We start from the raw sequence: 14,116 nt of genomic DNA, 5'->3' as shown, positions 1-14,116 counted from the left end.
AGGTTGTATGAAAAAAATATGAGTATGCTAAATTAATAAGGTTAAATACCTAAAAAGGCATATTTTATGGAATGTATGAGAATTCAACCTGTAACGAGTGCTCCTGGTGAAAATGCATTATTTATTGTGTTGGGGCTAGCTCAAGGTGATTCTGTAATAGAAAAAGTAAAAGATTTTGCTGCTAATTTTTCAGCACTAACCAGAAGTCTCTTCAATCGTTATCCAGATAGTAAATTTAATGCTACTTTAGGTTTTAGCTCAAATGCATGGGATATATTATTTCCAGAGCAATCCAAGCCTCAAGAGTTACAACCATTTCAAGAAATTAGAGGTCCGAAATATACGGCTGTTTCAACTCCGGGTGATTTATTTTTTCATATACGTGCTGATCGTCAGACTTTATGCTATGAGCTGGGTAATATAATTAATCAACAGCTTGGTAAAGTAACGTATCCAATTGATGAAGTTCATGGTTTTCGTTATTTTGACGGACGAGCAATTATTGGCTTTGTAGATGGAACAGAGAATCCTGAACCTGTTATTGCAGCGCAGTGGGCATTAGTAGGCGATGAAGACCCTGACTTTATCGGGGGAAGTTATGCTTTTATCCAAAAATATACACATGATATGGACAAATGGCGTTCATTAACTGACGAAGAGCAAGAAAAAGTGATCGGCCGAAAAAAGTTCAATGATGTTGAGCTCGGCGATGATGAAAAACCTTTAACGGCTCATAATGTCGTTAGTAAAGCTCATGATGCAGAAGGTAATGAACTTAAAATTATGCGAGCTAATATGCCTTTTTCAAATCCTTCTAGAAATGAATATGGCACATTCTTTATTGGCTACTCGCGTAAATTTAGTACAACCCGACAAATGCTTGAGAACATGTTTTTAGGCAATGAGCATGGTAACCTAGATCGGTTACTTGACTTTAGTACTGCTCAAACGGGTACTTTATTTTTTGTACCGACTGTAGATTTTCTTGATGATTTAGGCGATGAATAGTCGTTAATTTAGAAGACTGAAATGATGGGAGTGACTAGATTACTTCCATTATTTAAATTGAAATAAATATGATGTGATGAAATGTTTAAAAAGATAACGCAGCTTTTTCAAGGTTCGAAAGAGACACCTGAACAAATTTACTTGCAAGAGAATCAATTAAAATTTGATTCTGAACGTGGGCCTATCATTAATGATGTAGTGATTAATCAAAAGTGGTCAGAGCATCTTGAATATTTCTCAAACCGTAAATTACAGAATTTTGATAATCTTCAAAAGTTGTTTCAAATTACGCCACAAATTAATGAAAAGATTGATTTAGAAATCGCAACACAGCGCTATGTTGCAAGATTGGAAAATACTCAAGAAAAGCTACTTCAACTCAAAGCGATTATACAAATATTAAATCAATATTACGTTTTGTTTTTGCGTGATAAATAATCATAGTTGATTGATTAAAAAATATAAAAAGTAGGACCAACTAGTAGTTTGATTTTCAAAAAAATAACTCATTTCACTAAAAACATCATGCTACTATTGAGCTCATATCTTCTTAGCTGATAAAAGCCATATACATGTTTCAACAAGAAATCTCTCAATTGAATTTACAACAGCTCAAAGCCGGTGAAAAGCGTTGGGTAGGGTCGTTATTAGGTTCATCTGCTGCATTATTATTCAAAGAAATTGCTGTTCAGCATTCATCTTTGCTCGTGGTGGTGGCTCGAAATAACCAACATGTTGCTCAGTTAGAAAGTGAACTTGAATTTTATGGCATAAAACCGACAATTTTCCCTGATTGGGAAATTTTGCCGTATGACCGCTTGTCACCTCATCAAGATATTGTTTCAGAACGACTCGCTATTTTATCTAATATGCCGCAAAAAGGTGTATTGCTCATTTCAGCAAGCACTTTAGCTCAAAGAGTTGCACCATATTCTTGGGTTTTAGGTGAGCATTTTGATATACGTGTGGGGCAAAAATTTGATTTAGAACAACAGAAGCTACGTTTAGTACAAGCTGGGTATCATTTAGTAGATACAGTTTACGACCATGGTGAGTTTGCTGTACGTGGCAGCATTATGGACATTTTTGCATCTGGTCAGGATGCACCTATCCGTATTGACCTATTTGATGATGAAATTGATACTTTAAAATTCTTTGATCCAGAAACACAAAGAACTACCACAACTTTAAAAAGTTTTACAGTTCTTCCCGCGAAAGAGTTCCCATTAAAAGAAGCTCGTTCCATTTTCAGAGATCGTTATTCTGAACTTTTTCCGACCGCAAATCCTAAGAAAAACCCAATTTACCAAGATGTTCTTGATGGAATCGCATCTCCGGGAATTGAGTTTTATTTACCGTTATTTTTTGATAAAACTTACATGCAATCTCAAAGTACACTCACAACGTACTTTCCAAAGGATTGCATTGTAATTACAAATAATGATGTGGAGACTGATTTAACCAGTTTTTGGAAAGAAGTTTTTCGTCGTTATGAAGATAGACGCCATAACGCAGACCAACCAATTCTGCCTCCTGATGAGTTATTTATTGCACCAAATAACTTACTAAGTGCTTTAAATCAGTTCCCACGTATGCTTGTGAGCGCTGAAGCAGTTGAAGAAAAAGCTGGGGCTCTAAATCTTAAGGTTGAGCAACCACCTAAGTTGCCAGTTGATCCGAAAAAAGACAAACCATTTGCCGTGGTTAAAAAATATATTGATGAAGCAAATCATCCTGTTTTATTGGTTGCGGAAAGCGCTGGTCGACGAGAAAGTTTAAGAGATGGTTTGCGTGCTAGTCTGGGAGATATTCCTAGTGTAGATAGTTTTGAGCAATTCCAGAAAAGTCAGTTTGCGATTGCAATTACGAATGCGCCATTAGACCGTGGGTTGCTTTTAACTGATCAATTGTCTGTTATTTCAGAAAATCAGTTATATGAGCATCGGGTGGTTCAACGTCGTCGTAAACGTCAGCAAGAAGTTTCAGAAGAGTTCCTAATTCGTAGTTTGACCGAATTAAGCATTGGTGCTCCTGTTGTTCATATTGACCATGGTGTAGGGCGTTATGCTGGGTTAATTACTTTAGCAATTGAAGGGCAAGATTACGAGTTCTTGCAATTAGACTATGCTGAAGAGGCAAAAGTTTATGTACCTGTGACGAATTTGCATCTTATTAGCCGCTATAGTGGCGGAGATCCAGACTTAGCACCATTACATAAAATAGGAACTGATGCGTGGAGTAAGGCGAAACGTAAAGCTTTAGAACAAATTCATGATGTTGCAGCAGAGTTATTACATATACAAGCACGTCGTCAGTCAAAACCTGGTTTTGGTTTTGAAATAGATCAGTCGCTTTATATGCAATTTGCAAGCGGATTTGCGTATGAAGAAACACTTGATCAAGCCAATGCTATTGAAGCGACGCTTTATGATATGCAACAAGCTAAACCGATGGATCGACTTGTTTGTGGGGACGTTGGTTTTGGTAAAACAGAAGTTGCAATGCGAGCAGCATTTGTTGCGGTGCAAAATGGTAAGCAGGTCGCTGTATTAGTACCGACGACATTACTTGCTCAACAGCATTATGAATCTTTTAAAGACCGCTTTGCCGACTGGCCTGTTCGTATCGAAGTACTATCACGCTTTGGTTCAAATAAAACGCATACGAAAAATATTGAAGATCTTGCTGAAGGTAAAGTCGATATTGTGGTGGGTACCCATAAACTTTTACAAGAAAATGTACAGTTTAAAGATCTAGGGTTAATGGTAGTCGACGAAGAACATCGTTTTGGTGTGCGGGATAAAGAGCGTATTAAAGCATTACGCGCAGATGTTGATATGTTAACGCTTACAGCTACACCAATTCCACGAACTTTAAATATGGCTTTTTCGGGAATGCGTGATTTATCTATCATTGCTACACCTCCAGCCCGTCGTTTAGCTGTTAAAACCTTTGTACAAGAACATACCGAAGCTTCTATTAAAGAAGCGATCTTGCGTGAATTACTACGCGGTGGCCAAGTGTATTTCTTACACAATGAAGTTGATACGATTGAAAGAGCTGCTGAAAATATTCGTGTGCTTGTACCTGAAGCTCGTGTAGCAGTAGCTCACGGACAAATGAGGGAAAGAGAACTTGAGCAAGTCATGCAACAGTTCTATCACAAAGAATACAATGTATTGGTATGCTCAACCATTATTGAAACCGGAATTGATGTTCCAAATGCCAACACCATTTTGATCGAAAGGGCCGACAAACTTGGTCTAGCTCAATTACATCAACTGCGTGGCCGTGTGGGGCGTTCACATCACCAAGCTTATGCTTATTTATTAGTTCCTTCGATAAAGCATCTAAAAGGTGATGCTGAAAAACGCCTTGATGCAATCCAACGTGCTTCAACTCTTGGTGCTGGTTTCATGCTGGCTACAGAAGATTTAGAAATTCGAGGCGCAGGTGAGCTTTTAGGTGAGCAGCAAAGTGGTTCAATGCAAGCAATTGGATATAGCCTATATATGGAAATGCTGGAAAAAGCTACTAAGGCGATTCAACAAGGGAAAACACCGAATTTTGATGCACCTTTATCATTAACAGCAGAAATTAATTTACACATTCCTGCACTGATTCCAGATGAGTATTTAGGTGACGTACATCAGCGTTTATTATTCTATAAGCGTATTAGTAATACAGATACCCAAGAAAAACTCGACAATATCCGTATGGAACTGATTGACCGTTTTGGAGTTCCACCGCAATCAGTTAAACACTTATTTAGTGTTCATCAAATTAGACTGAAAGCTGAACAGTTAGGTATTACTAAAATCGATATTAATACCCAAGGTGGCAATATTGAATTCTCGCCTGATACGCCTGTTCAGGCCATTAGTATTATTCAACTCATGCAAAAGCATCCAACCTATTATCGTATGGAAGGTGGTCAGCGCTTAAAAGTGATGGTTCAGCTTGAAGAACAGGAAAAACGAATTCAATTTATTAATGATTTGTTAGCGAAATTATTGAATGAATTACATGCTTAAATCGTGTTTTAAATTGATTTCAACTCAACAAGAATCTTTTGTATGTTGATAACAGAATTTTATGCACGATTTCTTGGTCTGTTCGGGGAATAAGTGCATAAAATCATTGTTATTTGTAATCAAACCAGACACTAGCAATACTCACATTAAAACTGATGTGATAGTATTAGCCATTATTGTTTATTGTCATTTATAAAAGATATGTTTAGTTTGCATCCACAACTTGCTCAAGATACTTTTTTTGTAGGCGATTTTCCGCTTTCAACATGTCGTTTAATGAATGATATGCAATTCCCTTGGCTGATTTTAATCCCTCGTGTGCCGGGAATCACAGAATTATATGAGTTGAGCCAAGCTGACCAAGAACAGTTTTTGCGCGAATCAAGTTGGTTATCTAGCCAGCTATCTCGTGTATTCCGTGCTGATAAAATGAATGTTGCAGCTTTGGGGAATATGGTGCCTCAATTGCATTTTCATCATGTTGTACGTTATCAGAATGATGTTGCATGGCCTAAACCAGTTTGGGGTACACCAGCAGTTCCATATACAAATGATGTGCTGGCTCATATGCGTCAAACCCTTATGCTTGCGCTACGTGGTCAAGGCGATATGCCTTTTGATTGGCGCATGGACTAAATCAATGCAATGCCACATTTATATGAATGTGGCTACATTGAGGTGTGGAGGATAGGGTGCAATTAGAGAGGTTTATCGATAGAGAGCCTAAGCAGTTTGCATATTTTCATCGTTTGATGGGATATTCAATTCTGTCATTAATTTTAGTGATCTATGCTTTTACCTCACCGAATACAAATTATCAGATCTATGTTCCACCATTTTTCCTATTTCTGCTTTTTATTAGTTCGAAGTTAGAACATTGGCTTCAGTACCAATTCGATAAAAAAACTCAAAAAAGTGTTTTCTTTGCAATCGATGCAATTGTTGTAGCAGTTACATTGGCTGGTCTGCATCTTAATTTAGTGCCTACATTTATTGCACTTTTTGCCTTGTTTTATTCAGCAATTAATAGTCGTATTTCTTTCGCAGTCATTTGTTTGACGAGTTTGTTAGGCGCGATTATTTTTTATTTAAGTACTTTCTTCCTATTTGGTTTTTATACATATTTTGAGCCTACTAGCCAAGAGTTGACAGTAATAACTCTTCTTGGTTTGGTTATGTTTATTACCATTGGAAATTATTACCAACATCGCTGGGTTAAAAAAATCAGTCAGCAGCGTCAACATTACTATGACCAAATGACCCGCTATATTGCTTTTGCTAATCAGCTAAGCCGTTATGCGCCACTACAGTTGTGGCAGTCTATTATGCGTGGCGAGGCTGAAGCAAAGATTGAATATAAGCGAAAAAAAATGACGGTGTTTTTTTCTGATATTCAGGGTTTTACAGAGTTATCAGAAACTTTGATTCCAGATGATTTGGCATTTTTGCTTAATGATTATTTAAGCCATATGACTGAAATTGCTAAACAGTATGAGGCTACTGTCGATAAATTTATGGGGGATGCCATCCTCATATTTTTTGGTGATCCGAATTCACAAGGTGTGGAGCAAGATGCCAAAGCATGTGTAGAAATGGCAATAGCTATGCGTCAGCAAATGAAATTGCTACGTGAGCGCTGGAAAAAAATGGGTTACTCAGCCTTACATATCCGAATGGGGATTAGTACAGGTTATTGTCACGTAGGGAATTATGGGGCAACACATCGCATGGCTTATACGATTGTTGGTCGTGATGTGAATTTAGCGGCTCGTTTACAATATGCTGCGGAAATAGATGAAATTTTAATTTCAGATGATACTTATCAATTAATTAAGAGTGATTTCCTTTGTGCCCCTAAAACACCAATTTACCTAAAAGGTATTCAAGGTGCAGTAAAAACATGGCAAGTAATGGAGAAATATACAGGGAATAAGTCAGATCATCAGCAATGGTTTGACTATGAGTATAAAGGCTTCCACTTGGTACTTAACTTAGAAGAAGTACAAAACTATGAATATCCTGAATTGGTAGAAGTACTTGAGAAGATGATTCAACGAATTAAAGTTCAACAAACTTTAGTAAATACTCAAGGTATTGCACAGTTAAGAATTGAAGATGAAGTTAAACCTTTAGAGATAGATTCACAAGACCAAGTTTAAAGTTTATAAAACATAAAAAAGCTGCTTTAAAAGCAGCTTTTTTAATAACTCGATTAATGATTTTCTGAAGCGTGGTTGATTGTATATTTAGGAATCTCAATTTCTAAATCTTCATCAACAATTTTTACTTGGCATGAGAGGCGAGAATCTGGTTCAAGACCCCAAGCGCGATCTAAAAGATCTGCTTCAACATCATCCATTTCTTCCAAGCTATCAAAACCTTTACGAACTACTACGTGACAGGTAGTGCAAGCACATGACATGTCACATGCGTGTTCGATTTTAATTCCTCGATCAAGCAAACTTTGGCAAAGATTTGCATTTTGTTCAACTTCAAATTCTGCACCTTCAGGACAAAATTGAGCGTGAGGAAGTACTTTAATACGGGGCATATTGATCACCTATACCTTTAGTTTGAATTTGACCAATCTTCAAGTTTTGTACCTTTTAAGGCGTGGTCAATATGTCGATTCATACGTAGTGCAGCAAAAGCGTCACTATGTACTTTAAGTTGTTCTACAGCTTTTTCAATTGCTTGAATATCATTACTTTCAAGTTGTACTTTAAGCGAATTTTCAGCGGCTTTAAGTGCTTCGAGTTGCTCATTATTGAGTAAATCAGCATCTACTTTCAAAGCTTGTTCTAATGCTTCAAGCTCACGTTGGGCCTCAACTTTGGTTTCTTTTAAATGACGCAGATTTTTATCTTCTTCCGCGTGCTGGAAACCTTCAATTAATAAGCGTTCAGTGTCAGACTCTGATAAACCATAAGATGGTTTAATATCAATTTGGGCTTGTACACCTGAAGTTGTTTCACGAGCCGAAACTGTGAGTAAGCCATCTGCATCTACTTGAAAGGTAACCTCAATACGTGCTTGACCAGCAGTCATTGGAGGGATGCCATGAAGAACAAATCTTCCTAATGATCGACAATGCTCGACTAAATCTCGCTCACCTTGAACTACATGAATAAGCATGGCTGTTTGGCCATCTTGATAAGTAGTAAACTCTTGACGGCGAGCGACAGGAATAGCTGTGTTACGAGAAATAAGACGCTCTACTAATCCACCCATGGTTTCTAAGCCAAGAGAAAGAGGAGTAACATCTAAAAGTAGTGAGCCGTCTTGACTGTTTCCAATTAATTGATTAGCTGTAATAGAAGCACCAATCGCTACTACTTCATCTGGATTAATCGTGCAAAGTGGTTCTTGGTTAAATACATTGCGAACTGCTTGTTGAACAGCATAAGAGCGGGTAGAGCCACCTACTAAAACAACGTTTTGAATATCTGATAACTCAAGTTTTGCATCACGTAAAACACGTTTGCAAACACTGATTGTTTTATCTAAAGCAACTTGAATAATACTCTCAAAGGTTGAACGATCAAGTGTTAGTTCGTTTTCAAGTAGTCTTAACTGAACCGATTCTTGTGTAGACAATTGTTCTTTTGCTTGACGAGCAGCCACAATAAATACGGCATAGTTTTCATCGCTTAGCGTATCAATGTTTAGCTGTTTTTTAGCCCATTTAACAATAAGACGGTCTAAGTCATCACCACCTAAAGCAGTATGGCCACCAGTAGCTAATACTTCAAAGACACCTTGTGAGAAACGTAGGATTGATACGTCGAAAGTACCGCCCCCTAAGTCATAAATCACATAGTTGTGATCTGTAGCTAAATTCGTTTCTTGGTCTAAACCATAAGCCACAGCAGCTGCCGTTGGTTCATTTAGAAGACGTAATACATTTAAACCAGCAAGCTGCGCAGCATCACGTGTCGCTTGGCGCTGAGCTTCATCAAAGTAAGCTGGAACAGTAATTACAGCTCCATTTACTGGATTTTGTAAGCTAGATTCAGCACGTTCTTTTAGTTGTTTTAAAATTTCAGCTGAAATTTCAACAGGTGTTTTGCGACCAGAACGTGTCTCGAAAGCTGGCATCTCATTTTCAGAACCCACTAAATCATAAGGGTGTTGAAATTTGATATCTGCTTTTGAACGTCCCATAAAACGTTTTACAGAAACGATTGTATTTTTTGGGTCAGCAATAATGAAAGGCTTTGCTTCTTCACCATAGTGAGTGATATCACTTCCATAGTGCACAATAGAGGGAAGAAGTCTTCTTTCTTTTTCGTCGTTGAGGACTTTTGGTTTGCCTGATAACACTGTCGCAACTAGAGAATGTGTTGTTCCTAGGTCGATACCAATCGCAATGCGGTGTTGATGTGGGGCACTGGATTGACCCGGTTCAGCAATTTGCAAAAGTGCCATGAGTTAAATCCTTTGAATATAAATTGAAAAAAGCAAATTAAAAATCGTCATCTAAATCAAAGTTGTCTTCATCATCCAACAATTGATCTTCTGCTTTTTCAATATCGTTAAGAACGCGCTGAAAGAAACGTAATTTACGTACAGTATCTCGAGCTTCACCCCAGTCTTCATCTGAGTAATCAATTTTAAATTCGCGAACTAAACCCTCAATCCACTGAAACACTTCTTGTTTAAGAGTGCTTAAATGCTCTTGTGAAGTTGCTTCATCAAGTTGTTCACGAAGTTCTAGAGCTGATTGCAGAAACTCAAAATCACTAATAGATTGATCGAGGTGATGGTCTTGCTTTTTTAATGCTAGAAGATAAGCAGCGCGGCTATCTACTTGCGACAGAACTTTAAAAGCTTGATTGATTTCACTTGATTTGATCAACGCCTGATCTTTATCTTCTGCTTTATCTGGATGATATTGCTGCTGCAAGCTTAAGAAGCTAGATTTTAAGCTCGCCAAATCGATATCGAGTTCTACGGGTAAATTGAACAACTCAAAATGATTCATTAGAAAGGAGGTCCACGTTAATTAAATACATTAAAACAGTGCTATAAAAAGACACTGTTTTAATGAAAAGGATGGAAGGAGAAGTGGGTTATACAGTGAAAGACTCACCGCAACCACATTCACCTTTCTTATTAGGATTGTTAAATTCGAACCCTTCATTAAGGCCGTTCTTAACGTAGTCCATTTCTAAGCCTTCTAAATAGACTAAGCTTTTTGGATCTACAACAACCTTAACGCCAAATTGTTCGAAAACTTGGTCATGTTCATCGATAGAATCAACAAATTCGAGAACATAAGCCAATCCAGAACAACCAGAAGTTTTCACACCCACGCGAATGCCTTCACCCTTACCTCGGTTTTTAAGGTAATTGCTAATATGAGTCGCAGCATTTTCAGTTAAATGAATCATGAAAACTCCAACGTTTACAATGGTAACAAATTAAGCTTTAGATTTTTTACTGCGGTAGTCATCAATCGCAGCTTTAATTGCATCTTCAGCTAGTACAGAGCAGTGAACTTTTACTGGTGGAAGTGCAAGCTCAGTTGCGATATCAATATTTTTGATCGCTTGAGCTTCATCAAGAGTTTTACCTTTTAACCACTCAGTTACAAGGGAACTTGATGCAATTGCAGAACCACAGCCATAAGTTTTAAAGCGTGCTTCTTCAATCACACCGCTATCGTTTACTTGAATTTGTAAACGCATCACGTCGCCACATGCAGGTGCACCCACCATGCCTGTACCTACATTTTCAGAGTTTTTATCTAAAACACCAACATTACGTGGATTTTCGTAATGATCAATTACCTTTTCGCTATAAGCCATTTCGCTTCTCCAAACCTCGGGGTCAGCCTAATATTAATATGAGGGTAAAAACACTAATTTCAATGAATTAGTGTTCAGCCCATTCAACTGTAGAAAGATCAATACCTTCTTTATACATATCCCAAAGCGGAGAAAGTTCACGTAATTTCTCAACAGCGGCTTTGGTAATTGTAAGCACGTGATCAATATCTTCTTCAGTTGTGTATTTACCAAAACTAAAGCGGATTGAACTGTGTGCTAGCTCATCAGATAAACCTAATGCGCGAAGAACATATGAAGGCTCTAAGGTTGCAGAAGTACAAGCAGAACCACTTGATACCGCAGCATCTTTAAGAGACATCATTAAAGATTCACCTTCAACAAAGTTAAAGCTGACATTTAAATAGTTAGCAACGTTTTGAGTTGGGTGGCCATTCAAGAAAACTTGTTCAAGATCTTGTAAACCATTCCAAAGCTTGTCGCGAAGCTTACGGATGCGCTCTTGTTCTGCTTGCATTGTTTTGCCAGCAATTTCAAAAGCTTCACCCATACCTACAATTTGGTGAGTCGCTAAAGTACCAGAACGCATACCACGCTCATGACCACCGCCATGAATTTGTGCTTTTAAGCGCACACGTGGACTACGACGTACATATAATGCACCGATACCTTTTGGACCATAAATTTTATGAGCAGAGAAACTCATAAGGTCAATTTTCATAGTAGATAAATCAATTTCGACTTTACCAGCCGCTTGTGCTGCATCTACATGGAAGAATGTTTTATTGGCACGTGTTAATTCACCAATCGCTGCTACGTCTGTAACTGTACCAATTTCATTGTTTACCATCATTAGTGAAACAAGAATAGTATCTGGGCGAAGGGCAGCCTTAACCATTTCAGGAGTAATTAAACCTGTTTGTGGCTCTGGCTCTAAATAAGTAATTTCAAAACCTTGTTCTTCTAATTCACGACAAGGATCTAGAACAGCTTTATGTTCAATTTTACTTGTAATGATATGTTTGCCTTTAGATGCATAGAATTGAGCTACACCTTTAAGGGCAAGGTTGTCTGACTCAGTTGCACCAGAAGTCCAAACGATTTCACGTGGATCAGCTTTAATTAAATTTGCTACTTGCTCACGTGCATATTCAACTTTTTCTTCTGCCTGCCAGCCATAAGCGTGGGAACGAGACGCAGCATTACCAAAGGTACCGTCGAAAGTTAAACACTCCATCATACGTTCTGCAACTTGCGGATCTACTGGAGTGGTTGCTGCGTAATCAAGATAAATTGGACGTTTCATATCAAATACCTGTACCCGATAAAAGAGCTGAATCTGTGCCAGTCACATTTTGGCGTAATGCAACAGTTTGAACGTTGTCTCGGCTAATGAGATCGGCAAGAGAGATTTTTGCTAAATAGTCGGCAATATGATGAGAGAGTTCTTGCCATAAATCGTGAGTGAGACACATTGCACCATTCTGGCAGTTGCCTTTATGGTCACAACGTGTTGCATCAACGGTTTCATTTACGGCTTCAATAATTTCTAACACAGTAATTTCATCAGCATTTCGAGCCAAATGATAACCACCATTTGCACCACGAACACTAGAAACTAACCCATGACGCTTAAGTTTTGCGAATAACTGTTCTAAATATGCAACTGAAATGGATTGGCGTGCGGCAATTTCGGCGAGCGTGATCGTTTGTTCAGTTGGCTGCAAAGCTAAATCAAGTAGAGCAGTCACTGCGTAGCGACCGCGAGTTGTAAGGCGCATGATTCGATACACATGTTAAGACTAGATAATAGGATTTTATGAATCCCGACTAAAATAGTCAAGTTTTTTTATTTTTAATTCAAGTATAGGAACAAAATGGAAAAATAAATTAAACAACCCACAAATTATATATTAAATAAGCAATAAATATTAGGCTAATTATACCAAAGGAGAGGTTAATGTTTCGTTGGCGTCGCTGTAAACGGGTAATTCGATTTTGATATTGTTTAATTTCCACATGAAGTGAATTGATTTCTGATCGTTGTTGATCAATTTTTTCAAGTAAAGGTGCAATTTTTTTATGCGAAGCAAGTGTTTCAGCTTCATCATCAACTGCGTTGAACCATTGTTTCCAGTCTGCAAGTAACTTAGGTAGTGTTAAGTGAGAAATTAAATCTAGAAGTTCCTTTTTAGTTTCCTCATCTCCATCAATACGCATATTGTTAAGACTACGCTGATTTGAAAAGCCGAAAATTTTAACGAGGTCAACGAGAGTACTATTGATTTCAAGATCAATACGTCTGTCAAAAGAGTGGATGTCGAATAACAAGCCTTTCTCTGTAAATTGAACATAGAAGTCAAAAAAAGGCAGATAGCTGTTAATGCGAATTGTTGTTTTGTTTAAGATAAACTTTTTCGCTTGCAAGCGAAGAGCACCATCGTGGGTGAGAATAAATGAAAAGAAAGTTTCTAAAATAATTAGAACAATATTCAGCAACAGACTCGGATGTTTTTGTCTTTGTTGCGTTTCACTCATAAAAGTTTATCCTTACAAATAGCAATTAATTGAAGAATGGGACATCCTATCCCAAACTTAACACAATGTCGTGTTAAATATATTTACATGACTTAATTGCTTTGTAGAACAGTTTTGTAAATGGATCAAGTCTTTACTTTGATATTATAGAAATATTTTGTGGTCAAATCAGTCATCATTTCTCTCATCTGATTAGGAGTTTAGATTAATGGATAATGCAAATATAGATAACCAGACAGAAGAGTCAGAAGAAAAAAATAAATTAAAATCAAGAGGTTCAAGAAAATCCGCTTTAGATTTTAGAAAGTATACTAAGCAAATTTGGTTGGCGGGACTAGGGGCATTTTCACGTGCCGAAGAAGAGGGCAACAAACTCTTTGATTCCTTAGTCAAAGTTGGTGAAGAGTTAGAGTCAAAAACTGGGGACTTAGCCGATAATACTGTAGGTAAAGTTACAGAAAAAGCTAAAGAATCTGTATCTGAAACAAAAGATAAGGTAGAGAAGATTCTTGATACGAGTGTTAATCATTCTTTAAACCGAATAGGATTAGTCACTCCGAAGGATTTACAACACATTGAACAGCTGCTTGTACAACTGCATATTAAGGTGGATGCTTTAATAGAAGAAAACCAGCAGTTGAAAGCAAAATTGAATAAAAAGTAAAAAAATGTTGGGATTTAGCAAATATATAACAGTTTTTTAGCATTTATTTTTGCTAAAAGCCCTGCTCTAGTATTGCGTTTTCC

At 37.5% G+C, this 14,116-nt stretch carries 14 protein-coding genes; 6 read left to right on the top strand and 8 right to left on the bottom strand.

All coding sequences use genetic code 11. The features are described from left to right. The first annotated feature begins 75 nt into the window (after positions 1 to 75). The 5 genes from KTI79_RS08860 (at position 76) to KTI79_RS08840 (ending at position 7,201) form a co-directional block, all read left to right on the top strand. The gene (locus tag KTI79_RS08860) at positions 76 to 1,008 is read left to right on the top strand and encodes a Dyp-type peroxidase (RefSeq protein ID WP_025466564.1); all 933 of its coding nucleotides are present in this window, start codon (positions 76 to 78) and stop codon (positions 1,006 to 1,008) included. 81 nt (positions 1,009 to 1,089) lie between these two features. After that, positions 1,090 to 1,446, top strand: a complete 357-nt coding sequence (locus KTI79_RS08855; protein WP_032003546.1) for a hypothetical protein — start codon at positions 1,090 to 1,092, stop codon at positions 1,444 to 1,446. A gap of 134 nt (positions 1,447 to 1,580) precedes the next feature. Next, entirely contained in the window at positions 1,581 to 5,042 is a 3,462-nt protein-coding gene (gene mfd, locus KTI79_RS08850; protein WP_032053834.1) for a transcription-repair coupling factor, read from the top strand. Positions 5,043 to 5,243: 201 nt separating this feature from the next. Next, entirely contained in the window at positions 5,244 to 5,678 is a 435-nt protein-coding gene (locus KTI79_RS08845) for an HIT domain-containing protein (protein ID WP_002117900.1), read from the top strand. A gap of 56 nt (positions 5,679 to 5,734) precedes the next feature. After that, positions 5,735 to 7,201, top strand: a complete 1,467-nt coding sequence (locus KTI79_RS08840) for an adenylate/guanylate cyclase domain-containing protein (protein WP_086375785.1) — start codon at positions 5,735 to 5,737, stop codon at positions 7,199 to 7,201. 53 nt (positions 7,202 to 7,254) lie between these two features. Here the strand turns inward: KTI79_RS08840 and fdx are convergent, their stop codons facing one another. From fdx to KTI79_RS08800, 8 genes are all read right to left on the bottom strand, one after another. Further along, positions 7,255 to 7,593 (bottom strand): ISC system 2Fe-2S type ferredoxin, encoded by a 339-nt coding sequence (fdx, locus tag KTI79_RS08835; protein ID WP_009387062.1) that lies wholly within the window; start codon positions 7,591 to 7,593, stop codon positions 7,255 to 7,257. Between the two features lie 17 nt (positions 7,594 to 7,610). Next, complete coding sequence (gene hscA / locus KTI79_RS08830; RefSeq protein WP_032055025.1) at positions 7,611 to 9,470, bottom strand: Fe-S protein assembly chaperone HscA; 1,860 nt, start codon at positions 9,468 to 9,470, stop codon at positions 7,611 to 7,613. Positions 9,471 to 9,507: 37 nt separating this feature from the next. Then, positions 9,508 to 10,026, bottom strand: a complete 519-nt coding sequence (gene hscB / locus KTI79_RS08825) for a Fe-S protein assembly co-chaperone HscB (protein WP_005076214.1) — start codon at positions 10,024 to 10,026, stop codon at positions 9,508 to 9,510. An 88-nt stretch (positions 10,027 to 10,114) separates the two neighbouring features. Next, positions 10,115 to 10,435, bottom strand: coding sequence for an iron-sulfur cluster assembly protein IscA (gene iscA / locus KTI79_RS08820; RefSeq protein ID WP_016141156.1), 321 nt, complete (start codon positions 10,433 to 10,435; stop codon positions 10,115 to 10,117). Between the two features lie 30 nt (positions 10,436 to 10,465). Continuing rightward, positions 10,466 to 10,852 (bottom strand): Fe-S cluster assembly scaffold IscU, encoded by a 387-nt coding sequence (iscU, locus tag KTI79_RS08815; RefSeq protein WP_002117907.1) that lies wholly within the window; start codon positions 10,850 to 10,852, stop codon positions 10,466 to 10,468. Positions 10,853 to 10,919: 67 nt separating this feature from the next. After that, positions 10,920 to 12,137 (bottom strand): IscS subfamily cysteine desulfurase, encoded by a 1,218-nt coding sequence (locus KTI79_RS08810; RefSeq protein ID WP_016141155.1) that lies wholly within the window; start codon positions 12,135 to 12,137, stop codon positions 10,920 to 10,922. 1 nt (position 12,138) lies between these two features. Beyond that, entirely contained in the window at positions 12,139 to 12,612 is a 474-nt protein-coding gene (locus KTI79_RS08805; protein ID WP_002117915.1) for an Rrf2 family transcriptional regulator, read from the bottom strand. 109 nt (positions 12,613 to 12,721) lie between these two features. After that, positions 12,722 to 13,369, bottom strand: a complete 648-nt coding sequence (locus KTI79_RS08800) for a hypothetical protein (RefSeq protein WP_032055024.1) — start codon at positions 13,367 to 13,369, stop codon at positions 12,722 to 12,724. A gap of 208 nt (positions 13,370 to 13,577) precedes the next feature. Between KTI79_RS08800 and KTI79_RS08795 the strand changes: the two genes are divergently transcribed. Continuing rightward, positions 13,578 to 14,033 (top strand): phasin family protein, encoded by a 456-nt coding sequence (locus KTI79_RS08795; protein WP_032055023.1) that lies wholly within the window; start codon positions 13,578 to 13,580, stop codon positions 14,031 to 14,033. Positions 14,034 to 14,116: the final 83 nt, after the last annotated feature.

The sequence above is a fragment of the Acinetobacter sp. WU_MDCI_Abxd143 genome (assembly GCF_025514195.1).
GTDB lineage: Bacteria > Pseudomonadota > Gammaproteobacteria > Pseudomonadales > Moraxellaceae > Acinetobacter > Acinetobacter pittii_H.
Note: the sequence above shows the minus strand (reverse complement) of the source record. Positions and strands in the feature narration are given on the sequence as shown.